Source organism: Staphylococcus delphini, from assembly GCF_900636325.1.
In the GTDB taxonomy this organism is placed as follows: Bacteria; Bacillota; Bacilli; order Staphylococcales; family Staphylococcaceae; genus Staphylococcus; species Staphylococcus delphini.
The window spans coordinates 657,397-681,885 of record NZ_LR134263.1; the positions used below are offsets into that span (position 1 = coordinate 657,397).

The 24,489-nt window shown below is 37.0% G+C and carries 24 protein-coding genes; 19 read left to right on the plus strand and 5 right to left on the minus strand.

Annotation, left to right across the window (positions count from 1 at the left end; genetic code table 11):
- Positions 1-157: 157 nt before the first annotated feature.
- The 13 genes from EL101_RS02815 to abc-f all read left to right on the plus strand — a co-directional run bounded on the left by EL101_RS02815 (position 158) and on the right by abc-f (position 13,978).
- Positions 158-865: a DUF969 domain-containing protein gene (locus EL101_RS02815; protein ID WP_096597234.1), complete on the plus strand. Its 708-nt coding sequence runs from the start codon at positions 158-160 to the stop codon at positions 863-865.
- Positions 846-1,772, plus strand: a complete 927-nt coding sequence (locus tag EL101_RS02820) for a DUF979 domain-containing protein (RefSeq protein ID WP_096597236.1) — start codon at positions 846-848, stop codon at positions 1,770-1,772. The genes EL101_RS02815 and EL101_RS02820 overlap by 20 nt, the downstream gene beginning before the upstream one ends.
- Positions 1,773-1,796: 24 nt before the next feature.
- Entirely contained in the window at positions 1,797-2,438 is a 642-nt protein-coding gene (pcp, locus tag EL101_RS02825; RefSeq protein WP_096597238.1) for a pyroglutamyl-peptidase I, read from the plus strand.
- 196 nt (positions 2,439-2,634) lie between these two features.
- Positions 2,635-5,571, plus strand: a complete 2,937-nt coding sequence (gene fdhF / locus EL101_RS02830; RefSeq protein ID WP_096597240.1) for a formate dehydrogenase subunit alpha — start codon at positions 2,635-2,637, stop codon at positions 5,569-5,571.
- Entirely contained in the window at positions 5,571-6,038 is a 468-nt protein-coding gene (locus EL101_RS02835; RefSeq protein ID WP_019167172.1) for a helical membrane plugin domain-containing protein, read from the plus strand. Before fdhF ends, EL101_RS02835 begins: the two co-directional genes overlap by 1 nt.
- Positions 6,039-7,153: 1,115 nt before the next feature.
- Positions 7,154-7,396, plus strand: coding sequence for a hypothetical protein (locus EL101_RS02840; protein ID WP_019165357.1), 243 nt, complete (start codon positions 7,154-7,156; stop codon positions 7,394-7,396).
- Positions 7,397-7,423: 27 nt separating this feature from the next.
- Positions 7,424-8,203 carry an N-acetylglucosaminidase gene (locus EL101_RS02845; protein ID WP_096597242.1) on the plus strand — a complete coding sequence of 260 codons (780 nt, stop codon included), beginning with the start codon at positions 7,424-7,426 and terminating at the stop codon, positions 8,201-8,203.
- A gap of 19 nt (positions 8,204-8,222) precedes the next feature.
- The gene (locus EL101_RS02850) at positions 8,223-9,350 is read left to right on the plus strand and encodes an FAD-dependent monooxygenase (RefSeq protein WP_096597244.1); all 1,128 of its coding nucleotides are present in this window, start codon (positions 8,223-8,225) and stop codon (positions 9,348-9,350) included.
- 430 nt (positions 9,351-9,780) lie between these two features.
- Complete coding sequence (locus EL101_RS02855) at positions 9,781-10,017, plus strand: arginine deiminase (protein ID WP_096597246.1); 237 nt, start codon at positions 9,781-9,783, stop codon at positions 10,015-10,017.
- A 185-nt stretch (positions 10,018-10,202) separates the two neighbouring features.
- On the plus strand, positions 10,203-10,760 hold the full coding sequence (locus tag EL101_RS02860) for a hypothetical protein (protein WP_096597248.1): 558 nt from the start codon (positions 10,203-10,205) through the stop codon (positions 10,758-10,760).
- 48 nt (positions 10,761-10,808) lie between these two features.
- A complete protein-coding gene (locus EL101_RS02865; RefSeq protein ID WP_162682398.1) occupies positions 10,809-11,690 on the plus strand; it encodes a metal ABC transporter ATP-binding protein in 882 nt (293 codons plus the stop codon).
- 14 nt (positions 11,691-11,704) lie between these two features.
- Positions 11,705-12,505, plus strand: coding sequence for an ABC transporter permease (locus tag EL101_RS02870; RefSeq protein WP_096597250.1), 801 nt, complete (start codon positions 11,705-11,707; stop codon positions 12,503-12,505).
- 18 nt (positions 12,506-12,523) lie between these two features.
- Entirely contained in the window at positions 12,524-13,978 is a 1,455-nt protein-coding gene (gene abc-f / locus EL101_RS02875) for a ribosomal protection-like ABC-F family protein (RefSeq protein ID WP_096597252.1), read from the plus strand.
- Between the two features lie 229 nt (positions 13,979-14,207).
- On the opposite strand, the gene EL101_RS02880 is transcribed toward abc-f, so the two are convergent.
- The 4 genes from EL101_RS02880 to EL101_RS02895 all read right to left on the minus strand — a co-directional run bounded on the left by EL101_RS02880 (position 14,208) and on the right by EL101_RS02895 (position 16,606).
- Complete coding sequence (locus EL101_RS02880; RefSeq protein ID WP_096597254.1) at positions 14,208-15,170, minus strand: 2-hydroxyacid dehydrogenase family protein; 963 nt, start codon at positions 15,168-15,170, stop codon at positions 14,208-14,210.
- 63 nt (positions 15,171-15,233) lie between these two features.
- Positions 15,234-15,548 carry a DMT family transporter gene (locus EL101_RS02885; RefSeq protein WP_096597256.1) on the minus strand — a complete coding sequence of 105 codons (315 nt, stop codon included), beginning with the start codon at positions 15,546-15,548 and terminating at the stop codon, positions 15,234-15,236.
- Positions 15,545-15,871, minus strand: a complete 327-nt coding sequence (locus EL101_RS02890) for a DMT family transporter (RefSeq protein WP_096597258.1) — start codon at positions 15,869-15,871, stop codon at positions 15,545-15,547. Before EL101_RS02890 ends, EL101_RS02885 begins: the two co-directional genes overlap by 4 nt.
- Positions 15,872-16,027: 156 nt before the next feature.
- Complete coding sequence (locus tag EL101_RS02895; protein ID WP_096597260.1) at positions 16,028-16,606, minus strand: CHAP domain-containing protein; 579 nt, start codon at positions 16,604-16,606, stop codon at positions 16,028-16,030.
- A gap of 674 nt (positions 16,607-17,280) precedes the next feature.
- Between EL101_RS02895 and EL101_RS02900 the strand changes: the two genes are divergently transcribed.
- The 3 genes from EL101_RS02900 (at position 17,281) to EL101_RS02910 (ending at position 20,533) form a co-directional block, all read left to right on the plus strand.
- Positions 17,281-18,357 carry an NAD/NADP-dependent octopine/nopaline dehydrogenase family protein gene (locus EL101_RS02900; protein WP_096542558.1) on the plus strand — a complete coding sequence of 359 codons (1,077 nt, stop codon included), beginning with the start codon at positions 17,281-17,283 and terminating at the stop codon, positions 18,355-18,357.
- Between the two features lie 25 nt (positions 18,358-18,382).
- Complete coding sequence (nhaC, locus tag EL101_RS02905; protein ID WP_096597262.1) at positions 18,383-19,780, plus strand: Na+/H+ antiporter NhaC; 1,398 nt, start codon at positions 18,383-18,385, stop codon at positions 19,778-19,780.
- Positions 19,781-20,056: 276 nt separating this feature from the next.
- Complete coding sequence (locus EL101_RS02910) at positions 20,057-20,533, plus strand: hypothetical protein (RefSeq protein WP_096597264.1); 477 nt, start codon at positions 20,057-20,059, stop codon at positions 20,531-20,533.
- Positions 20,534-20,697: 164 nt separating this feature from the next.
- Here the strand turns inward: EL101_RS02910 and EL101_RS02915 are convergent, their stop codons facing one another.
- Positions 20,698-21,447 carry a CHAP domain-containing protein gene (locus EL101_RS02915; protein ID WP_096597266.1) on the minus strand — a complete coding sequence of 250 codons (750 nt, stop codon included), beginning with the start codon at positions 21,445-21,447 and terminating at the stop codon, positions 20,698-20,700.
- 708 nt (positions 21,448-22,155) lie between these two features.
- Here EL101_RS02915 and EL101_RS02920 point away from each other — a divergent pair.
- The 3 genes from EL101_RS02920 (at position 22,156) to EL101_RS02930 (ending at position 24,384) form a co-directional block, all read left to right on the plus strand.
- Entirely contained in the window at positions 22,156-23,208 is a 1,053-nt protein-coding gene (locus EL101_RS02920; RefSeq protein ID WP_096597268.1) for an LLM class flavin-dependent oxidoreductase, read from the plus strand.
- Positions 23,209-23,220: 12 nt separating this feature from the next.
- A complete protein-coding gene (locus EL101_RS02925; protein ID WP_019166576.1) occupies positions 23,221-23,574 on the plus strand; it encodes a DoxX family protein in 354 nt (117 codons plus the stop codon).
- A 462-nt stretch (positions 23,575-24,036) separates the two neighbouring features.
- Positions 24,037-24,384 (plus strand): transcriptional regulator, SarA/Rot family, encoded by a 348-nt coding sequence (locus EL101_RS02930; protein WP_019166577.1) that lies wholly within the window; start codon positions 24,037-24,039, stop codon positions 24,382-24,384.
- The last annotated feature ends 105 nt before the right edge of the window (positions 24,385-24,489 follow it).

Genomic DNA, 24,489 nt, shown 5'->3' on the forward strand with positions numbered 1-24,489 from the left:
TAAATGATTAATATGCCTTGCAATGTATAACGTTATCCGCGTTCACATTGTAGGGCATTTTTTTAATTCTCGAGGTAGATAACTTTCTGATGCTTATTTGAAACAATTTTCAGATAACGATAAAATAAAGTGACTATTTACATAAGGGAGGAATTTGATGGAATGGCTTAAACTGATAGGTATCCTCATCATCGTTTTAGGTTTTTATTTTAAATGGGACACGATCGGGACAGTACTCATTGCAGCAATTGTGACAGGTCTCGTGTCTCATATGGATATGATGACGATTCTAGAAACACTGGGTAAAGCATTTGTTGATAATCGTATGGTGTCATTATTTATTTTAACGTTGCCCATGGTCGGGATGATTGAACGCTTTGGTTTGAAAACACAAGCGACACGGCTCATCAATCGTATCCAAGGTATCACTTCGGGGCGGATTATGTCTGTTTACTTATTCATTCGTGAAGTTGCGGGTCTCGCTTCAATTCGAATTGGTGGACATCCCCAATTTGTACGTCCGCTCATGAATCCAATGGTCCAAGCAGCGGCAAAAGCGAAATTTAAACAAAAAATAGAACCTGTAGACGAAGAAAAACTGAAAGCCCATATTGCTGCAATGGAAAATTATGGCAACTTCTTCGGGCAAAATTTATTTGTTGGCGCATCAGGGGTACTGTTGATTGTCGCCACGTTTCAATCATTACGTATGGAAGTCAAAGCTGTCGAGATTGCGTTATATTCTGCACCTATTGCGATTGTCGTGCTGATTATTGGTGTGATTCAAAATGTCTTATTTGATCGAAAAATGAACCGTAAGTATGATGAGAAAGGGGTGACACAAGATGAGTCCTCAAACGATTAGTCATATTCTAGAAATCTTCTATGTGCTTATCGGTTTACAGTTTATTTATACAGCTTATCGTGTGTATCGTGAACCGCGCAATATGAAAAGAGTCGGTACAGCCCTGTTTTGGTGTATTTTAGGTTTATTATTTATGGTAGGACCTTATATTCCGAATTGGATCAATGGTCTGCTTGTATTATTGATGGGCCTTTTAACGATAACGAAAAATGTAAAAATCGGAAAAGTGGTTGAGGTCGAACATCAAGAGGAAGAGAAAGGTGCGACACGTTTTGGCAATTTATTATTTATCCCAGCTGTCGTGTTAGCAATTGTTGCTGTCATTGTGTCGACTTGGACGCCATTAGGTGGTGCGATAGGGATAAGTATTTCTTCAATTGTTGGACTGATTGTTGCGTACTTGATTATCCGTCCGAAAGCGAAAGTCGGCTTGTACGATAGTGATCGTTTAGTGCAACAAATTGGGACAGTCGGCATCCTGCCACAATTTTTAGCGGCACTTGGTATTTTGTTTACAGTGAGTGGGGTAGGGACGACGATTTCAAAAGGGATATCGAGCTTTTTACCTCAAGATAATGCCTTACTCGGTGTCATCGCGTACATTTTAGGCATGGTGCTCTTTACGATGTTAATGGGAAATGCATTTGCAGCGTTTACAGTCATTACCGCGAGTATTGGTTTACCTTTTGTGATTCAAAATGGGGGTGACCCAACGATTGTCGGTGCATTGGCGATGACGGGCGGTTTTTGTGGCACATTGCTTACCCCTATGGCTGCAAACTTTAACACGTTGCCTGTTGCATTATTAGAAATGAAAGACGAATTAGCTGTAATTAAAGCACAAGCTCCGATGGCCGTCATGCTCATCGTGGCACATATCATTTTAATGTATGTACTTGCTTTTTAAATAAATAAAGGAGGTTTTAAGTCAATGAAAGTTTTAGTGACTGCATTTGATCCATTCGATGGTGAAAAGGTGAATCCGGCATTGCAAGCGGTACAACAATTGCCTGACACGATTGAAGGACACGTTATTGATAAGTTAGAAATTCCGACAGTGTTTTACAAAAGTATTAAAGTCGTTCGAGAAAAGCTTGCGCAAACAGAGTATGATATTGTGCTCGCTATAGGACAAGCAGGTGGACGTTATGAAATCACACCCGAACGCGTCGCCATTAACGTTGATGATGCACGTATTCCGGATAATGATGGGCAACAACCAATTGATCAGCGCATTCAACAAGATGGACCGCCAGCATATTTTACGCCATTACCCGTAAAACGTATGGTAGAGGCGATGCAAGCTGAAGGTGTGCCTGCAAGTCTATCGAATAGTGCCGGTACATTTGTATGCAATCATATGATGTACCAACTTGCTTATGAAGCAGAACGGCATTATCCAAAGTTGAAAACAGGATTTATACACGTGCCATTTGCGCCTACACAAGTGATTGATAAGCCAGGAAAACCATCGATGTCGATAGAAATGATGGTGAAAGGATTAACAGCTGCGATTCGCGTATGTCTCAACTATGATACAGATGTTGCGACAGTTCACGGCACGACGCATTAAAGTTCGAAAAATATGATGCGTGTCTGTACCTTAAAAGTGTTTAGAAATTTTTTTAGTATTTTTAAAATTAGTTTGCGATATATAAATTTTGGAAATCTGTTAACTTTTGGTTACTAAAGGTATAAAATGGAAATAACTAAGTATGTGGGGGCATCTTAGGCATATAAAATGAACAATTATTCCAGGGGGGATATTTATGCAAGAACATCTTATTGTAACTTTAGATGGTAAAGATTATCTTGTAGAACCGGGCAAAAATTTGCTTGAATTCATAAAAGAGCAACAAACGTTTGTACCCTCGATTTGTTATAACGAATCATTAGGACCTATTCAAACATGTGATACCTGTGCCGTTGAAATTGACGGTAAAATCGAACGTGCATGTGGGACGACGGTACAACGCTCAATGGTTGTGAACACGACAACACAACCGGTACAAGATAGCCAAAAGGAAGCATTAGATCGCATTTTAGAAAAACACCAACTTTATTGTACAGTCTGTGATTACAATAACGGTAACTGTGAAATTCATAATACGATGGACCAATGGGGATTGGAACATCAAACGTATGAATATAAACCGAAACCGTATGAAGTGGATTTTGGTCCGTTTTATCGTTATGATCCGAACCAATGCATTTTATGTGGACGTTGTGTCGAAGTGTGTCAAGACGTTCAAGTGAATGAAACATTGTCCATTGACTGGGACCGTGAACATCCACGTGTCATTTGGGATAACGACGTCTCAATTAATGACTCTTCATGTGTCGGCTGTGGTCAATGTGCAACAGTGTGTCCATGCAATGCGATGATGGAAAACAACATGGTCGGTAATGCAGGCTACATGACAGACATCGAGCCAGGCTCACTTGCTTCGATGATTGATTTAACGAAGAAAGCAGAAACAGGCTACGGTCCTTTATTTGCAGTGTCTGATTCCGAAGCGGCTATGCGTGAAGAACGTATTAAAAAGACGAAAACCGTATGTACATATTGTGGTGTCGGTTGTAGTTTCGAAGTATGGACGAAAGACCGTGAAATCTTAAAAGTGCAACCTTCTCACGATTCACCAGCAAACAAAATTTCTTCATGTGTGAAAGGGAAATTCGGTTGGGATTACGTCAATTCAGAAGAGCGTTTAACGAAACCACTCATTCGCCGTGGTGATCAATTTGAAGAAGTTGAATGGGATGAAGCGATTAAACATGTGGCGACACGTATGCAAGAAATTAAAGCGCAATTCGGTCCAGATGCATTGTCATTCATTTCATCTTCCAAAGCGACAAATGAAGAATCCTACTTAATGCAAAAACTTGCACGTCAAGTCATTGGTACGAACAATATCGACAACTGTTCAAGATATTGCCAAGCACCAGCGACAAAAGGTTTATTCCGCACGGTCGGTCATGGTGGGGATTCAGGTTCAATTGAAGATATTGCGAGTGCAGACATGGTCATTACGATTGGTACGAATACAGCAGAAGCGCATCCAGTTATCGCATCTCGCATTAAACGTTCCCACAAATTATTCGGTACTAAATTGCATGTATTCGACATCCGTAAACATGAAATGGCACAGCGCGCAGATGAATTTTATCAACCTTATCCAGGTACGGATTTAGTATGGTTATCTGCTGTGACGAAATACATCATTGATCAAGGATGGCATGCACAGTCATTTATTGATGAATGGGTCGACCATTTTGATGAATACTATCAATCACTCGAACCGTATACAATGGACTTTGCAGAAGAACATACAGGCATTTCAAAAGAACGCCTCATCCACCTTGCTAAAGAAATTGTGAGTGTCAATTCAGTTTCAATTTGTTGGGCGATGGGTGTGACACAACAAGAAACTGGTTCAGATACAAGTACAGCGATTTCTAACTTGTTATTAGCAACAGGGAACTATATGAAACCAGGCGCAGGGTCATACCCATTACGTGGCCATAATAACGTTCAAGGCTGTTCTGACTTTGGTAGTATGCCGGATAAATTACCTGGGTACCAAAGTGTTGAAGATGATGAAGCACGTGGGCGTTATGAAGCAGATTGGGGTGTGAAATTACCAAGTCATCCAGGTTACGACAACCACCAAATGATGGATCATATTCATGCAGGTGACGTACACAGTTTATTCATTTTAGGGGAAGATACTGGCATTGTGGACTCAAACATTAACTATGTTCAAGCCGCACTTGAAAAAGTAGACTTCCTTGTCGTTCAAGATGAATTTTTAACATTTACAGCTGAATATGCAGACGTGATTTTACCTGCAAGTCCGTCACTAGAAAAAGATGGTACATTCACAAACACTGAGCGTCGTTTCCAACGTTTATATCAAGTGTTAGAACCGCTTGGTGACTCTAAACCAGACTGGCAAATTACACAAATGATTGCAAAAGAACTTGGCTTTGATTGGGGTTACAAACACCCAGCTGAAATTATGGATGAAGCATCAGACCTAACACCTATGTTTGCTGGTGTGAAATATCATCGTTTAGAAGGCTATAACAGCTTACAATGGCCAGTCGCTGCAGATGGTACCGATTCACCATTATTGTTTACAGAACGTTTTAACTTTGATAATGGTAAGGCGAAATTCTTTGCACTCGATTTCAATAACTTCTATAAAACGAATGAAACGTATGACTTACATGTGAACAATGGTCGTGTCCTCGAACATTTCCATGAAGGTAACATGACATACAAAGTACCAGGATTAAAATACAAAATGCCGACAGCGTTTGTTGAAGTATCGCCGGAATTGGCAAAAGAACGTGGTATCCATGAAGGGGCAGCAGTTAAATTAATTTCTGAACATGGTGAAGCGACAATGCACGTGCACATTACAGAACGCGTGTCTGGTAAACAAATTTATTTACCGTTGAATGACAACAGTGCAGCAGCGATTAACTATTTAACAAGTAGTTTGACAGACCCAGAAACACATACACCGGCTTATAAATCTACAAGCTGTCGTATGGAAATCTTGAGTAAGCGCGGAAAATCACCGCTTAACCCAACCAACTTCCGCAATCAAACAAGAAATCCACAGTATAGCGTGCGTGTTGATAAAAAATGGGCAAGACCGGATTACGTCTTTCCAGGGGATCAGGTGATGAAATAATGGCTGAACGTATTAGAAAAATTAAACGTCTTGAAAAAAGTGAAGCAGAGATCAAAGCAGAAAGTTTATCACAAGTGACGGATGCCATTGCGGAAAATAAAGACAGTATTTTAAAAGCGATTGACCTTATTCGTACGTTAGATGAGGCTAAAATATTAGATGCTTTAAATGGTGCCGTGAAACAACGCGGTGTCATTACAGAAAAAATCACCACTGAATTGAATAAAGATCAATATACGGGTGTCATTCATAATATGGGCCAAATGTTGTTCTTATTAGGTGATTTGCAGACTGATGAACTGCGCGTATTGTTGAATAAAGTGAATCGTGGTATTCGTGTGGCAAATCAGGCGAGTCCTCATGCACGTACTTCTGTGACAGGTTTGATGCGTGTGTTGAAGGATGATGAGATGAACCAAAGTTTGACTTACTTTTTGAATTTGTTGAAGGGGATGTCTCGCGATTAGTTTTTGGGACATTTCGGAGTGGAGTGGCAGTTGATGTCATTCCACTTTTTTGTGTGGTTTTGAGCGGCTTTGGTACATTTCAAGAACATTGGATAAGTACGCATCTTTCAGATTGCTGTGAACGATTCTGCGTGAATGGTGTTTGACTGATTGAATGGACGCTATGGGCTCGCGTTCTTAGGGGCCTTGCCTCAACTAAATTCGGCTTTATTGAGGTGTACATTTGAAGGAAGCCGAATTGGATTTTCGGCTGCGTCTGATCCCTCAAGAGTCTCGCCCAGCGTTACAAATCAATCAGTCAATTTTGATTAAATGTGCAGAATCGTTCATGCAATCTTAGAAAGGGAGCAGTTGATAAAATATGACATCCATCACAGTTTCAAAAGAGTGGAGTGACATTAAGTTTAGCAACAACACTCCGAAATGTGTGTTCACAAAAATAATCGGAGACATCTGTGTGGAAGGGGGAGGTGCGGATAAGATTGAATGGTGTTTGACTGATTGAATGGACGCTATGGGCTCGCGTTCTTAGGGCCTTGCCTCAACTAAATTCGGCTTTATTGAGGTGTGCATTTGAAGGAAGCCGAATTGGATTTTGGGAGCAGTACAGAAATCTCATGTGCAACAAAGATTTCGTCGTACTGCCCCCGCAAGGCTGACTAGACTTCTCAAAAGCATGCGCATTGAGAAGTCAGACAGCTACTGCGATAAACAGCAATCACTATTAAAGTAAAGAAGTGTTTGTCAGCAGTATGGACGTATTCCCTCAAGAGTCTCGCCCAGCGTTACAAATCAATCAGTCAATTTTGATTAAATATGCAGAATCATTCATGCAATCTTAGAAAGGGTGCAGTTGATAAAATGTGACATCCATCACAAAATTAACAGGTGGGAGAGAAAGCAACACGCTAAATTGTGCTTTTACTAAAAACTGAGTCGGTGGCATGCATTTTAAAAAACGAGTGTGCGATGGGGATGCATTTTCAATTTGCATCAAGTGTTAAAGCTTGTTCTACGTGTATCAGGTCATTTTGTGAATGCGCCAAGAATGAATGCTGTGTCGCGATGATGTACGATTCATGATAAAATAATACAGGTATGAAAGAGGTGGGAAAATGGATACAAAAAAGATTAAAATATTAGGTATTATTTCCAATGTATTTTTAATTTTGGGGTTAATTTTACTTGTTTTTGTTAGTGCATGGATTGCGCTCGTTTGCTTTTTAATTTCGTTAGGTTTAAGTCTCGTGTTATTCAATATGCTTTATCACGGTAAACGTGCCGTGAAAATAGCTGTTAATATTGCGTATTTTGTCGTTTTATGTGCTGTATGTGTGATGATTTATATGTCGAGGTAACGTCAATCATGTAAAGGAGTTTATGAGATGAAACGATCGCGTAAAGTGAAGCCTTTGAAAGCCATTATTATTGTATTATTTGCGTTATTTGTAATTTTATTTGTGGTGAATGAAACGACGCTCTTCAAAAATGATAAAACACATACATTTGATGAGGCTTTTGCCAAACAAATGCAAGGGGATGCGTTACATACAAAATCTAAAGGTAACCAGTTCGTCAATGCTTCTGAACAAGATGTCAAAGGTGCGATGACTGTTGACCGCAAAGATTCAGATTTGATGTACATGGATTTATCTGAGCCGATTGAAATGTCGGAAGATGAAGTGAATGATATGCTCAAGGGGAAAGGCATTTTAGAAGGACATGGGAAAGCTTTTTTAGAGGCGCAAAAGGAAAATGATGTCAATGTCATTTATTTAGTGAGTCATGCGCAGTTAGAAACAGGAGAAGGTCGGTCTGCTTTGGCGAAAGGTTTACGTAAAGGTGATGCCCGTTACTACAACTTTTTTGGTATCGGTGCGTTTGATCGTGAAGCTGTCAAAACAGGGGTAAGTTATGCGCAAAAAGCGGGATGGACTTCACCGGACAAAGCGATTAAAGGTGGCGCTTCTTTTGTAAGAACGCAATATTTTGAAAATGGCCAGCTCAACTTGTATCAAATGCGATGGAATCCGCAAAGTCCTGCGACAAATCAATATGCGAGTGATATCGATTGGCCGGCTAAAATTGCTGAACGTATGGAAGCTTACTACCAAAAATATGGTATTAAAAAAGATGATATTCGAAAAGATTTTTACAAGAAATGATCAATGACGGGGTGATGATATGAAAATCGGTATTGTGGGTGCAGGCATTGGTGGTCTTACAGCTGCAATAATGCTTCGAGCACAAGGACACGATATCTCCATTTATGAAAAGCAAGATGCGATTCGCGAGGTGGGTGCGGGCATTGGTATAGGAGACAATGTGCTTCAAATGCTTGGGCAACATGATCTGGCGAAAGGTATTAGAAACGCGGGGCAAGTCCTTACAGCGATGCGCATTTTTGACGAGCAAGGTCACACTTTAAATACATTGCCTTTAAGTGAGAAAAAGACGAATGTAACGTTAGAACGTCAAACATTAGTGGACCTTTTAAAGTCATATTTAGACGATGGCTTGTTTAATTTTAACCATGAAGTGACGCATGTCGAAAGTGATGGAACTACTGCGACAATTCATTTTAAAGAGCAAAGTACAGTACAACTCGATATGGTGATTGGTGCTGATGGAATTCGTTCGAAAGTGAGACAATCTGTTCAACCTAAAAGTAAAGTTCAGTATCAAGGTTATACATGTTTTAGAGGAATTGTAGACGATATGGACATGTTAAAACCGATAGCCGATGAATATTGGGGACAAAAAGGACGTTTTGGTATTGTTCCGTTATTAGATGGTCGTGCATATTGGTTTGCGACGATGAATGCGAAAGAAAATGATATGCACTTTAAAAAGTTTAATAAACCTTATTTACAAGCGTATTTTAATCATTTTCCAGAACCTGTGCGCAAAGTATTAGATTTACAACCAGAAACTGCGATTTTGCATCATGACATTTATGATTTGAAGTCATTGTCGACATTTGTGTATGAAAAAAATATCGTGTTATTAGGCGATGCGGCACATGCGACGACGCCGAATATGGGGCAAGGTGCTGGTCAAGCGATGGAAGATGCAGTTGTATTAGCCAACGTATTGAAGAAGTACTCGGATCTGGATCGTGCATTGCAACGTTATCAGCGTTTGCGTGTGAAACATACACAAAAAATCATTAAGAAATCCCGTAAAATCGGGGAAATCGCACAAAAATCAAATGGAATGACGATGAGCGTGAGAAATCGGCTCCTCCGTATGATGCCGAAATGGGTCATGGCAAGACAAACCCGTTTGTTGTATCGTGGAAAAAAAGAGTAAATAGAGCGACTGAGAAATTCCTATACAGCATTCTCAGACGCATTTTCTCGTATATCATTTAAACAAGGGTGTGGTATGGCGTTTCGTCTATGCCCCCTTTTTGTTTGTGAAAGTGGATTATGAGGTGAGTTGGTCAATGACTAGTTAGCGTATTCATTGACTTTACGCTATTTAAGATACTGATATGATAAACAAATGGAGACGGCATTTTGTTAAGAAACACGCCTCCAAACATTACAACTTTATATATTTTTGAAATAAACAAATAAAAAATACGTAGAATTAATTTGGTGTTTTTTTAAAAAAATTAATTTGACATTATTGAAAATCTAAGTGAAGTACATTATAGTAACACTAGGTAGAGAATTCATTAGAACCAGAATATTGAATGACTGTTTACTTAATAATTATATGTAAGGGTGTACAAAACATGAAATTCAATGATTTAGTAAAAAATCTTCAAGGAAATCCAAATTTGATAGCTGAGTATATCTCGAATCCAACAAGTGTTTTAGAAATGTATGTTTTAAGTGAAGAAGAACATGATGCGTTATTATCTGGCAGTTTTGAGGGGCTAGTGGGTTTAGGAGTTTCAGGAGAGTTAGCAGCTGGTGTTCTTTCGGGGGCACATAGTTCCACTTGTGGACCTATTGCTACAAGAATTTAACATTTTTAGTTATGAAGCAGAATAGTGCGATATTTTTTTATTATAAATAGTTAGAATATTCCGAATGTTGTAATAAATGCTGTACTAAATTGAATAAACATTATAAGTTTATATAGGAACACAGATTGGCTTTCTTTATATTTAGTCAGGCCTGTGTTCTTACTTTTTAAGGAGACTATGCAAGAATGCAAGTATATCAATTATCTATGAATGAGGACAGAACGATTTATTCTCATGTTGAAGCAGCGAACGTTAGTCAATGTATAAATATATGTACTTTAGAGGATAATGAAATTGTAAAAGTTAATGTAGAAGAAGTAGTTTTTTTAGAATGGTTGTCAAAAAACTTACTTTTAATACAAACTAAACATAATCTTTTAACATATGATATTACTTCTCGTCAAAAAAATGAATATGTATTGTTTTCATTCTCAAATTTTAAGCGTTCTAGAGCTCTGTATAAAATAATGTTAAACAAGTTGAAGGAATGTTTTTTAGTAGGAGAGACCAGTGAAAAACTTTCGGATACTTATTTTCAATTAGATAATGTTCAAAAGCAACTAATTGGTGACAGGCAAGTTCCTGTAGTCAAAATTGAACCTCAAAACTTTAAATTTAAAACTGTAATATTTTTGAATGGAGGTCCCGACACTTATATTAGGAATGAAAGAAGAAGGATTTTTTTGAAAATTCTTACTAAAACAAATAAAATTACTAGAAAATATATTAAAAAATATATATAAACCTTACAGTTTCTTGAGAATGAAAGTATGGGTTAAGGAGTGATTAAATTGAATCACATTTTGAAGGTCGAAAATTTATCTTGTTTTTATGAAAACGGAGATGGCATTAAAAATATTTCGTTTGAATTAAATAGTGGTGATTTCTTAGCACTTATTGGAAAAAGTGGTGCAGGTAAAAGTACATTAATCAATTCGATTTTAGGCATACTTCCTTTAACAGAGGGAGAGGTTTTGATAGCGGATGACTTATCGTCTAAAGACATTTCATTTAGCCCACAAAATCAAGCGATTGATTGGTATTTAAATGTTTTTGATAACATCTATATGGAGGCTTTATTTGATGGATATTCAAATGCTAAAGCAGAAACCATTCATGCATTAAATAAAATCGGTTTAGAAGGAAAAGAAAAGGAGGATCCAACAAATTTATCCGGTGGTCAATTGCAACGTGTACAGTTGGCAAGACAACTTGTATCAAACGCAAAAGTTTTAATTTTGGATGAACCGACATCTAGTTTGGATGTGATAACATCTGAGAAAATTTTAGATCAACTGAAAGATAAGACGCAAGAAGGAAAAGTTTGTTTAATCTCTTCTCATGATTTAGACATGTTAGAAAGGTACTGTAATAAAGTGCTGTATATTGAAAACGGCAACTTGATCTTTTTTGGTGAGATCAATCATTTTTTAGAACAATATAATCGTCTGAATGAATATAAAGTCAACTATGAAGGTCATCTCTCTAAAGAACTTGAAAAAAATATAGCAGCGCACTTTAATGTGATAGCGTGGCATCCTCTAACGGTTGAAGTCAATAATGGAGAATCTATTAATGCAATATTGAAATTATTGATTGATCATGATATCGCCATTCATGCTGTTGAACAAAATAAGCGTAGTTTAAAAGAGATTATTAAGTTAAAAGGGTAAGGAGCGTAGAAAACATGAAAAAGTTAAATTATAGAGATCAAAGGTCGAATCTAATAGAGTCTATTTTTAAGATGAGCTACATTGAGTTTAGAGCATTAATCAACAATAAACATTTAATTTACACTCAAATACTTATTCCTATCCTTTATTTCCTATTTTATTCAACAGGCATTGCTTCAACTTTTGGCATGATTCATTATGGCAGTAAAGAAGTTTCTTTTTTACAATTCTCTTTTATCGGCATTATAGGATTGATTGTATATAGTCAAATGGCACAATCTGTTTATAGGATTATATTGGATCGAAAGTGGGGATTACTAGCGTTAAAATACTTCAAAGGGGTTACGCCACTTGCATATATTATCGGAAAAATGTCTTTCCCGTTATTTAACTTTTTAATACAGGTTGTTGTCCTCTATTTAATTTCGCTCATTTTTGGAGACTATTTTTCAGTGAAGCGATTTATACTGATTGCTTTATGTTCTATCATTATGATGATTTTTTGGTTTTCAGTAGGAACTGTTATCTCGTTGAAAATAACGTCATACAAAATAAGGGATTTAATTTTGAACACTTTATTATTACCGGTTTCTTTTACAGCACCCATTTTCTTTAGTTTTGATAAAGCACCGCTATTAATTCGTACAATATCTTATTTAAATCCTTTAACCTACCAGTTAAATGCAATGAGAGATATTGGATTTGGTGTTTCTAATCCTTTCAATATAGGGATTGTTATGATGATGGCGATTTTAATGTCTACAATTGCACTGTATTCAATAAAAAATGCAAAATTAACAACGAATGAAAGATAGAAAGCGTGAGAATGTTATATGACAATGTTAAAAGATATCTATATTGAATTTTTAGGTAAAGCATTATTGACAATTGACCGATTAGAAATATTAGATGGTGATAAAATTGCGATTATCGGTGCGAATGGAAGCGGAAAAACAACCCTTTTAAATTTAATTTCGGGTCATTTTAACAATTTTTCAGGAATTTTTGAAAAAAACCATGACTTTCTATATTTAAAACAAATTGAGAACAACAATGAATTAGGAAACGAAACGAATTATGCGTTGATCTCTAAAATGGGGGGCGTTCCGTATAGTGGCAGTTTTGAAAATTGTAGTGGAGGGGAAAAAATTAGATTAGGTTTATCAAATGTGATCAAAGATGAATTTGTCAATTTAATGCTTGATGAACCGACGACAAATTTAGATTTGAGTAGTGTAAAATTTTTAATGAAGACATTAAAAAATCACCAAGGCACTATTATTTTTACGACACACGACAGAAATTTAGTGGAAGAAATTGCGACAAAAATTTGGGTCATCGAAAATCACAAAGTAAAAGAATACAAAGGAAGCTGGACAGATTACACGGAACAAAAACAACTAGAAAGAGCAACGGTTGAAAATATAAATACCCAAATAGACGTACAAAAAGAACAGTTACAATCGGCGATACAAAATAAAAGAGAAGCATTAAAACGCACTTCTAATGTGACATCAAGTAAAAAGAATAAAAGAATAAATCCAGGAAGATTAGGACAATCTAAATCAAGGGGGAGTAGTCAAAAAGGGATTTCTCGACAAATTAAATCACTTGAGAAGAAATTAGAAAATATTCCAATGAAAAAGGGCATACTTGAAAATAAGGAGATACAATTCCCTTCTATGGATATACAGAAATCGAGTAGAATAGTGATGTATGCGAATAAACTGACGATTCATGCTGGTGATAACATGCTTTTAGACAACACATCTTTTCAAATTGAAACGGGTGAAAAAGTGGCTTTTGTTGGTAACAATGGGGTAGGAAAAACGACATTATTAAACCATATCTATCATCGTCATGAAGCCATCATCATATCTTCCAATGTTAAGTTTTCTTATTTAAGACAAGACTTTTTCTTTGATCAAAAGGACGTTGATCTTATCCATTTCGTTATGAATGATACTGAACATTCATATGATTTCGTTGTAGATGTTTTGGAAAAGATTGGCTTCGATAAAAGCGATTTAGTGAAACAAACAATGACACTTAGTGCAGGGGAACAGCTTAAAGCATTGCTTGCGACTTCATTGTTAAACCGTAGCAACGTCTTAATTTTGGACGAACCGACCAATTACCTAGACATTGATGCAATTCAAGGGTTAGAGCAATTGATCAAACAATATCCAGGAACGATATTATTTACATCACATGATAGCTTTTTTGTCGATAAAATTGCTACGGTCATTTATGAAATATCACAACGCAAATTAAAAAGAATCAGATAGGTTTTAATGTAAAAAGACGGTGTTTTCTAGGCGCATTTTCAAAATTTAGACGTTATTACCATATTTGAATGCAAAGCACATCAAAGTTTAAACCTCCAAAATTCAATTAAAAGAATTTTTGGAGGTTTTTAAAAGCGTTAAAAGTTTTATTCCTTTTGAATGACTGCTAACCAATCATGCTGCTGTATAAAGTGTGATGTCACTATATTCAAAAAGGTGATGCGTCGTGTCATTTAGAGGCATTGACAATATAATCAGGTGTTTCCCCGTTAGCTTTTTTAACTAAGTTATTCGCAACGATTTCTGCCATCATATCACGTGCTTCAAATGTCGCATTACCAATATGCGGTGTAATGACAACATTATCTAATGATTTGAGACCTTCCGTAATTTCTGGTTCAAATTCATAGACGTCAAGTGCAGCGCCTTCAATCGTTTTATTTTGAAGTGCTTCTAATAAAGCCGCTTCATGCACGATAGGCCCGCGAGAAGCATTAATCAGATAGCTCGTTGGTTTCATCATTTCTAGCTGAGGGGTATCTATCATATGACGCATAGACGGTTGATATGCAGCGTTAATAGCAACGAAATCCGCTGTTTGAAGTAACGTGTCTAAATCTAAATATTTCGCGCCTAATTCACGTTCTTTGTCTGGTTTTTGATGTGGCCCTGTGTAAAGGATATCCATATCAAATCCTTTCGCACGACGCGCAACGGCTGTACCAATTTCACCTAAACCGATAATGCCTAATTTTTTACCAGATACTTCGCGACCACGAAAGAATAACGGTGCCCATCCATTAAAGCCTTCATTACGCATTAGACGATCACCTTCTGCAACGCGACGTGCCGCAGCAAGTAAAATCGCCATCGTTAATTCAGCCGTTGAATTGGTAGAAGCTTTAGGTGTGTTTGAAACATCGATATCTTTTGAACGTGCATAATCGACATCGACATTATTGAAACCTGCACCATAATTGGCGATGAATTGTAAATTTGAACCACTATCAATCACTTCTTGGTCCACTTCTGTAGATAATAAGCTGACGAGTCCGAAAGCATCTTTAACGCCATTTTTAAGCGTTTCTTTATCAATAATGCCTTCACCTTCGTACATTTCAACTTCAAAATGAGCTTTTAATAATTCAAGTCCTTTTTCTGGGATAGGACCTGCGATAAATACTTTTTTCATATACGATTCCCACCTTTCTTCTCTAGTATATGAAACCCCTTTCTAGATTACAAGAAATGCAAGTTATACAACTAATTTCAATCCAACAGCAGAAATGATAATCAAGACAATGAAAAAGATTCTTATCAACTGTTTGGATTCATGATAAACGACCATGCCTAAAATCGTACCGCCTGCTGTGCCGATTCCTGTCCAAATGGCATAAGCGGTTCCCATTGGTATGTCTGCCATTGCCCAAGAAAGACTGAGTAAGCTTAAAGCAAAGGTGATAGCGAGCAACACAATAAAGCGTTTTTGATGTTGACGTGCATATTCGTTTAACCAAAGCACACCTAATACTTCAAATAAGCCTGCTAATAAAAGGGCGAACCAACTCATTGCTGTTCACCTGCCTGATCTGTCGTTAATTTGAGACCGATAACGCCGATAAGTAATGTAAGGATGAAGCACAGTTTGATGATACTCACTGACTCATTGAAAAACAGCATGCCGACAATGACAGTACCTAACGTGCCAATACCGACAAATACAGCATATACTGTGCCTACAGGTAAGACACGTGAAGCGGATACCATCATCCAAAAACTTAAACTGATCAGCGCAATGGTCAATATCCATTGGTAAAGGAGGTGAGAATACGTTAAGCCAATAACCCAGACCACTTCCATTAAACCAGCGAAAATCACTTTCGTCCATTGCATGTGAAATGCCTCCTTAAAATCATATAATGCCATCATATAATGAATCTTCATTTGTCGACAAGATAGATAAAAAATACTTTTACCCATTTACACAATAAAAACCATTGCTGTATGTTATAACAACAATGGTTTTTTAATTTAATGATTAATGTCATCTTATACGTGAATGTAGTTGTATGAACCAGCTTCTGATGCAGAGATTGTACGTGTACTTACGTTGAATGGACCGCCATCATAGTTCATTTCTGATACTGTGATTGAACCATCTTCATTCACTGATTCAACGTATGCCACGTGACCCATAGGACCTGCATTTGATTGTAAGATTGAACCTTCTTCAGGGTTGTTGTCTACAGTGAAACCTGCAGCTGATGCTGAGCTTGCCCAGTTGTTTGCGTTACCCCAAGTTGAACCAATTTCACCGCCAACTTTGTCATATACATACCAAGTACACTGACCAGGTGTGTATAAGTTTCCAGCACTTGTCACGCCAGTTGATTGTGTTGAAGTAGATGTGCTTGTTGTATTTTGACCGTATGTGTAAGTTTGGGTGCTGTTGGCATTGTAGTTGTAGTTTGTATTACCTTGTGCATTTGTGTTGTAACCGTAGTTGTAGCTGTATGAATAGCTGTAGTTTCCTTCAGCAGCGTCAGCGTTATCGTGTTGTAAGCCTACCGCAGCAGCAGCTCCTAATCCAGCAGTTAATGTAGTTGTAGTAGCGAATTTTTTTAACATAATCAAAGTCCTCCTAAAGTTTTTGGGTGTTTATTTTAATTTGAGAATTGTAAAAGTTGTTTTGTTTAATTAAATCGTTCTTTTAACGACAATATGAACTGTATCAAAAATTGAGCCGTCTGTGTAGAATGTTACAGTTTTGTAATTGAATTAAAACTCGAATGGGATACGATGTAATCTTATGACAGCGACACTTTTCCTTATTAAATGACGATTTAACGCGCTATTTAGTTTTGTTTTTAAACTTTTTATCATTCGAGATGTTACAGTGAATGTAATATTTAGAACGTTGATTTAAATTGTTTTAGACTTTGAAAAACGAAACGTCATCAATTGAGAAAGTGTCCAATTTCAAATGGTATAATAATGAGTTGTTCTATCTCCATGGTTAATTGTGGACGCAGAAAAAGTTCGATAAAAATAAAGACTACATAAGAAGCAGTGCTATGAGGAGGAGCTACGAGCAGTTTTTCAATATGTGTAATCACTAAAATAAAAGACCTTTAGCAACATAATTGTGCGCATATGGGGTATAACTAAGGAACAACGCGATGAGAATGCAACGATTATCAAAAAATTGTTTTCTTTTGATAATCGTTCTGTTACGATTCATGTTGAGTCACAATTCGATGACACGACATCACACAGAAAAAAACAGAAAGAAGGGTAAATAAATGAAAATAGCAATTGTAGGATCAGGTAACGGGGCAGTGACAGCAGCAGTTGATATGATGAATCAAGGGCATCAGGTCAAACTGTATTGTCGTAACCAATCCATCAGTAAATTTGATTATGCCATTGAACAAGGTGGCTTTAATTTTAATAATGAGGGCACAGAAAGTTTTGTACCATTCACGAATATTAGTGACGACATGGGCTACGTTTTAGAGGGTGCTGAAATTGTTATGTTATGTATCCCTTCGTCATTTATCGAATATTATGCGGAATTAATGTCATCGCATATTAATAATGATCAAATTATTTTCTTTAATATGGCAGCAGCAATGGGTTCAGCACGTTTTATTAAAGTTTTAGAAGAATACAAAATAGACACACGTCCTATTTTTGCAGAAGCGAACACTTTAACGTATGGGACACGCGTCAACTTCGAAACAGCTTCAGTCGATTTATCATTAAATGTACGAAAAGTTTATTTCTCTACATTAAATGAAAAGGATTTAACAAAAACATTTAAAAAAGTGGAATCACTCTATCCATATATTGTTAAAGAAGAAAGTTTATGGCGTACAAATTTAGAAAACGGGAACCCAGAAGTACATCCTGGACCAACGTTATTGAATGTGGGACGTATTGATTACAGTGGAGATTTTGCGCTTTATAAAGAAGGAATCACAAATCATACGGTGCGCTTGTTACATGCAGTCGAAGTCGAGCGTTTAACGTTAGGGCGCAAGTTAGGTTTTGAGTTGGAAACGGCGAAAGAAGCCCGTATTGCACGTGGTTATTTAGAGCGTGAGATGGAAGATGAACCACTCAACAAGCTGTTCAATCATAGCCCAGTCTTTTCACGAATTCCAGGACCGAATAAAGTAAACAACCGCTATTTAACTGAAGATATCGCTTATGGTCTCGTATTATGGTCGAGTTTAGGTAGAGAAATAGGGGTACCTACACCGAATATTGATGCGATTATTGTGATTGCGTCAACGATTTTAGAGCGTGATTTCTTCAATGAGGGCTTAACAATTGAATACTTAGGAAGAGAAAATGTAGGGTTAGCTTCTTACTAAAAATACAAAGGGGAGTGTGTTGTGTATGAAAAGAAAACCTACTTTATTAGAGTCACTGTCAACCATTTTCGTGATGATGATTGTGGTTTGTGTGGGCTTTATCTTTTTTAAAATACCTGTACAACCTTTATTAATTATTTCGGCAACGTATGCGTCATGGATTGCATGGCGTGTTGGCTTGCGTTGGAAAGATTTAGAAGAAGGGATTACAGATCGTTTAGCGACAGCGATGCCCGCGATATTCATTATTTTGACAGTCGGTATTATCGTTGGTTCCTGGATGTATTCAGGCACTGTACCCGCACTGATTTATTATGGTTTGAAATTTTTAAGTCCGAGTTACTTTCTCATTTCGGCATTTCTCATTTCAGCCATTACTTCAGTGGCCACAGGGACAGCATGGGGGTCAGCATCCACTGCGGGTATCGCTTTAATGGCAATCGGCTTACATATGGATATTCCAGCAGGCATGGCAGCCGGTGCAATTATTTCAGGTGCAGTATTTGGCGATAAAATGTCACCGTTATCGGATACGACCAATTTGGCATCATTAGTGACACGTGTGAACATTTTCAGCCACATCAAACATATGGTTTGGACGACTGTACCGGCATCGATTATCGGGCTTATCGTTTGGCATATCGCATCAAGAAGGTTTTCAGTTCAGACGAATACAGCACAAATTGACGCATTGTTAAAAGACATTGCGACAATGTACCATATTAACTTTTTCGTTTGGCTTCCGTTAATTGTCATTGTCATTTGTCTTTTAGCTAAAATTTCAACTGTACCATCGATGCTCATTTCTAGCGTCGTGGCCATTTTAGTCGGCTGGTTGAACAATGGCTTTCAACTTAAAAATGGCTTCATTGCGACATTTAGTGGTTTTACACCCAAGATGTTACTCGGTCAAGAAGGCTTGTCTCAAAAAGCGTTGTCATTGATTGAGCAAGGTGGCATGATGAGTATGACGCAAGTATTAGTGACGATTTTTTGTGGCTATGCTTTCGCGGGAATTGTCGAAAAAGCGGGCTGTTTAGACGTGATTTTGCATAGTATTTCTAAAAATATTAATTCACGCGGTCAACTCATTCTCGTGACGGTTATCGGAAGTTTAATGATGGTGCTCGCTGCAGGGGTGGCGTCAGTTGTGATTATTATGGTCGGTGTCTTACTCATGCAAATGTATGACAAAATGGACTTGGATCGGGTGAATTTATCTCGAACACTAGAAGACTCTGGAACGATGATCATCCCACTCATTCCATGGGGCACATCAGGTATTTATTATACGCAACAACTCGGTGTCGGTGTAGGGCAATTTTTGATTTGGGCCGTGCCATGCTACCTTTGCGTACTTATCGCATTGTTCTATGGCTTTACCGGTATCGGCATTAAAAAGAAAGCACCTGTTTCATCATAAAAGGATAGCGATTCATGATTAAAAGTATATATTCTAAAATCAAAAATAACTGATTTTAGGTATATGCTTTTTTTAATAAGTTAAATGAATGCGTGCGATAGGAGTGGAGTGGGAAATGAAGCAAACGCAAAGCCTTATTGTAAAAGGGGATATCGGTATCAAAATAAAAAGAAAATTTTAAATAATTGAATCGTATATGTTTTAGTTAGATAGAAAACGGTTATAGTATAAGCATAAAGAGGTGATTCCATCTTATACTTAATAGTTCTAGTAGCGATGATTCTATTATGGTTTGGGATTCACCGATACATCAATCACGATGAACAGCAACTTAAAAGTCCTTCTGTAATATCATGGGTTATCAGCCTGTTACTGTATTTTGTAGCGATTGTACTGTATCAGACTGATGCCCTTCATTTATATGAGCGAATCCATGAAATCGCACTCGTCACAGTTTTTGGTTTCATTGTGGCTTGGACGTATTCACATCTTTATCGCTCTATAGATACTATCGTTTATACAGTGATGATTGTATTGTTCACACTTGTTATTTTTGCGACAAGTGGCCCAAGCCTGTTGGTTTCTAATGCCATTACGATGATGCTCGTCATACGCTTGATTTTGACAGCAGTATTTGTAGGGATAGGTGTGCACGTCGTCATCAAGCAACTGAAAGTTAAAAACATGGAAAACTTCCCATTACTCTATTTCTTTGCATTTGGTTATTGGGTAACGATTGCTTATTGGTTGTAAAGCATGAGGAGTTTCAAGTGCTCAGTTGCCACGTATGACGAGCGTAGCGATTTTAAAGCGGCGAGATTGTAAAAGAGAAGCATGTGATTCAACTTAAAAAAATATACAAAAAAGAACCCTCTGCATATCTATATGCGGAGGGTTTGATCTATGAAAGATTCATATTAGTGAATGTAGTTGTATGATGCTGCTTGGCTAGCTGAGATTGTACGACTTGTTACAACACCAGGACCGAAACCGTAGTTCATTTCTGATACGACAATAGAACCATTAGCGTTTACGCTTTCAACGTATGCGACATGACCAAAAGCACCTTGAGCTGTTTGTAAAATCGCACCTGCTGATGGGCGGTTATTTACAGTGTAACCTGCTGCAGCTGCTGCGTTTGCCCAGTTGCTTGCGTTACCCCAAGTTGAACCGATTGTACCACCTACACGATCAAATACGTAATACGTACATTGACCTACAGTGTATAAGTTCGCACTTGATCCACCTCTTGATACTGAACGTGTAGACGTTGAAGTTGTTGTATAAGATGATGTGTAATCACGTGAACTGTATGAGCTAGACGTGCTTGTTGTTTGTGTTGTATATGATGGAGCACTATAGCGTTGTGTTGGTGCGCTGTAAGTACGTGTTGGTTGCGTGTATGAAGCACCCGCTGTTGCATCATAACCAGTGTAGTAAGAAGCTGATGCGTTACCACCGTTAAAGCGTTCTGGTGACCAGTTACCTTCCCATGTGAAGTGGTAGTTACCTTGATTGTCGATTGTGTAAGAATAGCTATAAGATGTTGGATCTTGTGGGTTATATCCACCGTTGTATTCTGCTGCTTGTGCATCATGACCGTGAGCTAATGTTAAAGCAGCAACACCTGCTGTAGCGATTGAAGTTGTAGCGATTAATTTTTTCATTCTAAAAAATCCTCCTAAGATCATTTTATTCAAGATTATAAAGTAAATTCACTAAAGTGTGATTTGATTTTCTGCATAAGTATAAACCAACTGTTGTGGTTTAATAACGATATATACTGTATCAGAAAAAAAATCGCTTGTGTAGTACTTCTTTATTTTGTAATGTTTAATCATTTTGATGAAAATCGATGTAATATTAGTGGGGTTTATAAAGCCCTTTGTTAAGGGGTTTTTAGACAAAAAAAGAAAATGTTTGAAAGTAGTTTAAAATATTCTGTTACATAATTGTAATATAGTTACAGGAACATTTCGTCACAAATTTTCGAGTGGCTTTTGTGTTATGAAAACAAAAGGGAAATTATACATAATGCATTGAACGAGGCATATTTATGCATCTTGAACTGCATATTTGGGTAGAGTATAGATGAATGTCACTTTTATTTTGCCTCAGAGCTAAAACATCATTTGAATGTATTTTTATAATGAAGAAATAGATTTAATTGAAAGTTAGTGAACGTATTTTTACCTATTATAATAGAAGAAAATAGAATAAAGCATGATTGTTTATCTATACATATAATAGAAGAAATGTGTTGTTTTAAGATGTGTACGTTATAAATTGAAATCGGAATCTTTCTTATTGACAAATCGCATAGGAGAGGGATATAATCTTAGTATAAAAATTATACTTGAAAAGGTGGTGCTGAGATGAAAATTGAATTAGGATTGACATCTTTTGCAGAAAACACAGATATGCATACTGAAGAAGGTGTGTTGCCTGCGATTTCAAGTGCCGAACGGATTCGTAATATTGTTGAAGAAATTCAATTAGCAGATGAAGTGGGACTTGATGTATATGGGCTAGGGGAACATCACCGTCCGGATTATGCTGTATCTAGTCCAACAACTGTACTTGCGGCTGCAGCAACTTTAACGAAAAATATTAAATTGTCCTCTGCGGTAACCGTATTGTCTTCAGATGATCCGATACGTGTTTACCAACAATTTGCGACAATTGATGCGTTATCGGATGGTCGTGCAGAAATTATGGCTGGTCGCGGGTCATTCATTGAATCCTTTCCATTGTTTGGATATGACCTCAAAAATTATGAAGCCCTTTATGATGAAAAATTAGAGCTATTATTAAAAATTAATCGAAATACTATTGTACATTGGGAAGGCACACTCACACCTAATATTGAGGGACGAGGGGTTTATCCACGTGCAGTACAAAAAGAATTGCCAGTGTGGTTAGCAACAGGCGGCACACCTGAATCATCACTGAAAGCAGGATCTTTAGGTTTACCAATCACTTATGCGATAATAGGTGGGGACCCAAAACGATTTAGACGAAATATTGCAATGTATAAAGCGGTCGCTGAATCCAATGGTTATCAAGGTGATCAACTTCAAATCGCCACACACTCTTGGGGTTACGTTGCTGAAACAGATGAACAAGCAGAACGTGAATTCCGTCCAAGTGCAGAAGCACATCATAATGTCATCGCTAAGGAAAGAGGTTGGCCACCATTTTCTGATGAACATTTCCAAAGAGAGGTTGGCCCTAACGGTGCAATGTACGTGGGTAGTCCTGAAACAGTTGCACAAAAAATTATTGATACCATCGAAGCATTAGGTATTACACGATTTATGTTACACTTACCATTAGGTTCTATGCCACATGAAAGAACAATGCATGCAATTAGACTTTTTGGGGAAAAGGTAAAACCTATCGTCGATGCACATTTTGAAAACAAATAGGAGGAATTAGAAATGATTTTACGTTACGTTACAAACTTAAAGGTTGCAAAACACTTATACGATGCAGCTCAACCAAAATTGAAAGGTGACCAAGGTATGAAGGACGCTTTTGAAATGTTCAAATTACCTGAAAGCATGGTTAAAGTCATTGGTGTTACTGAAGCTGTAGCTGCTGGTCTTTTCGCTATTAGTATTTTTGACAAACGTTTATCACAAGTTGCTTCAGTGTTAACTCTTGGTGTATTAGCAGGTGCAATTTACAAACACATTGAAGCTGGTCAAGGTAAAGAAGGTGCACAACACGCAATCGACGTGGCATCTTTAGCTGGCTTAAGCTTAGTTGACAACTTAGTTAACAAAAAATAATTACAATAACATATTCATTTGATGTTTATTGTACTAGCTCTTTAGTTTGAAAATTTATTATTGACGACGATAACTTAAAAATGAATATTTGATAATTTAACCTACAAAGTATTTATCTTTGTAGGTTATTATTTTTTTATTCTTTTAAAGTATTTCGATGGATTGCCAATAAGACGTTTGCACAAAACTCAATTGTTGTTTAATTAAAATCGAAGTATAAAATTAATTTGTTTATAATCTTTATTTTCGCTTATATTAGGCATTTTTCTACATCGCTTATTTTACTAAAGAAAAAATAACAAAAATTTTTTCAGAAACGATACTGAGAAAGTAATTGAAAAAAAGACAGATTCGGTTTAAAATATAAACGTTAAAATATTAAATTTCCAAGTTAATATAGTTATTAGGAAAATTAGAGAAGAAACCTATTAAACTTGGCACTTATTTATAGGGGGTAAGCGTATGGAAAAGTATCAAATCAAAAATATGAAAGAGTTAATGACGATCAGCTTCACGACAAAAGGGATTTACACAGAAATTAAGAAAAAGTATAGCTTAACTTACGAAGAACTGTTCATTTTAACGTTTATTTTGGAACATCAACAAGAAACATATAACGTGAAAGATATTATTAGAGCTTCTAAGTTTAAGCCATATTACATTACGAAAGCGATGCAAAAGCTTAAAGACTTTGGTTTCTTAACTAAAAAGCGTAATGAACAAGATGAAAGAACAGTCATTATTGAAGTTTCAAAAGAGCAATACGAAAAAATTGCGAGCTTATTTAACGAAATCGAAACGTTACTTTAAGCGGTCATAGACGGATTGACAGCATGTAGCTTGAGCGGGCAATAAACGATGAACAGTATTGGATATAGCGTCAAGTAGTTGCGGATTGAAGGGCATATCATCTGT

Bases quoted from the DNA above. Each gene is read 5' to 3' on its own strand.
- EL101_RS02820 (WP_096597236.1), top strand. From the start codon at position 846: ATGAGTCCTCAAACGATTAGTCATATTCTAGAAATCTTCTATGTGCTT.
- EL101_RS02840 (WP_019165357.1), top strand. From the start codon at position 7,154: ATGGATACAAAAAAGATTAAAATATTAGGTATTATTTCCAATGTATTT.
- EL101_RS02815 (WP_096597234.1), top strand. From the start codon at position 158: ATGGAATGGCTTAAACTGATAGGTATCCTCATCATCGTTTTAGGTTTT.
- EL101_RS02895 (WP_096597260.1), bottom strand. From the start codon at position 16,606: ATGTTAAAAAAATTCGCTACTACAACTACATTAACTGCTGGATTAGGA.
- EL101_RS02860 (WP_096597248.1), top strand. From the start codon at position 10,203: ATGCAAGTATATCAATTATCTATGAATGAGGACAGAACGATTTATTCT.
- EL101_RS02855 (WP_096597246.1), top strand. From the start codon at position 9,781: ATGAAATTCAATGATTTAGTAAAAAATCTTCAAGGAAATCCAAATTTG.
- EL101_RS02835 (WP_019167172.1), top strand. From the start codon at position 5,571: ATGGCTGAACGTATTAGAAAAATTAAACGTCTTGAAAAAAGTGAAGCA.
- EL101_RS02920 (WP_096597268.1), top strand. From the start codon at position 22,156: ATGAAAATTGAATTAGGATTGACATCTTTTGCAGAAAACACAGATATG.
- EL101_RS02925 (WP_019166576.1), top strand. From the start codon at position 23,221: ATGATTTTACGTTACGTTACAAACTTAAAGGTTGCAAAACACTTATAC.
- EL101_RS02930 (WP_019166577.1), top strand. From the start codon at position 24,037: ATGGAAAAGTATCAAATCAAAAATATGAAAGAGTTAATGACGATCAGC.
- EL101_RS02890 (WP_096597258.1), bottom strand. From the start codon at position 15,871: ATGCAATGGACGAAAGTGATTTTCGCTGGTTTAATGGAAGTGGTCTGG.
- fdhF (WP_096597240.1), top strand. From the start codon at position 2,635: ATGCAAGAACATCTTATTGTAACTTTAGATGGTAAAGATTATCTTGTA.
- EL101_RS02885 (WP_096597256.1), bottom strand. From the start codon at position 15,548: ATGAGTTGGTTCGCCCTTTTATTAGCAGGCTTATTTGAAGTATTAGGT.
- EL101_RS02870 (WP_096597250.1), top strand. From the start codon at position 11,705: ATGAAAAAGTTAAATTATAGAGATCAAAGGTCGAATCTAATAGAGTCT.
- abc-f (WP_096597252.1), top strand. From the start codon at position 12,524: ATGACAATGTTAAAAGATATCTATATTGAATTTTTAGGTAAAGCATTA.
- EL101_RS02880 (WP_096597254.1), bottom strand. From the start codon at position 15,170: ATGAAAAAAGTATTTATCGCAGGTCCTATCCCAGAAAAAGGACTTGAA.
- EL101_RS02845 (WP_096597242.1), top strand. From the start codon at position 7,424: ATGAAACGATCGCGTAAAGTGAAGCCTTTGAAAGCCATTATTATTGTA.
- EL101_RS02915 (WP_096597266.1), bottom strand. From the start codon at position 21,447: ATGAAAAAATTAATCGCTACAACTTCAATCGCTACAGCAGGTGTTGCT.
- nhaC (WP_096597262.1), top strand. From the start codon at position 18,383: ATGAAAAGAAAACCTACTTTATTAGAGTCACTGTCAACCATTTTCGTG.
- EL101_RS02910 (WP_096597264.1), top strand. From the start codon at position 20,057: ATGATTCTATTATGGTTTGGGATTCACCGATACATCAATCACGATGAA.
- EL101_RS02850 (WP_096597244.1), top strand. From the start codon at position 8,223: ATGAAAATCGGTATTGTGGGTGCAGGCATTGGTGGTCTTACAGCTGCA.
- pcp (WP_096597238.1), top strand. From the start codon at position 1,797: ATGAAAGTTTTAGTGACTGCATTTGATCCATTCGATGGTGAAAAGGTG.
- EL101_RS02900 (WP_096542558.1), top strand. From the start codon at position 17,281: ATGAAAATAGCAATTGTAGGATCAGGTAACGGGGCAGTGACAGCAGCA.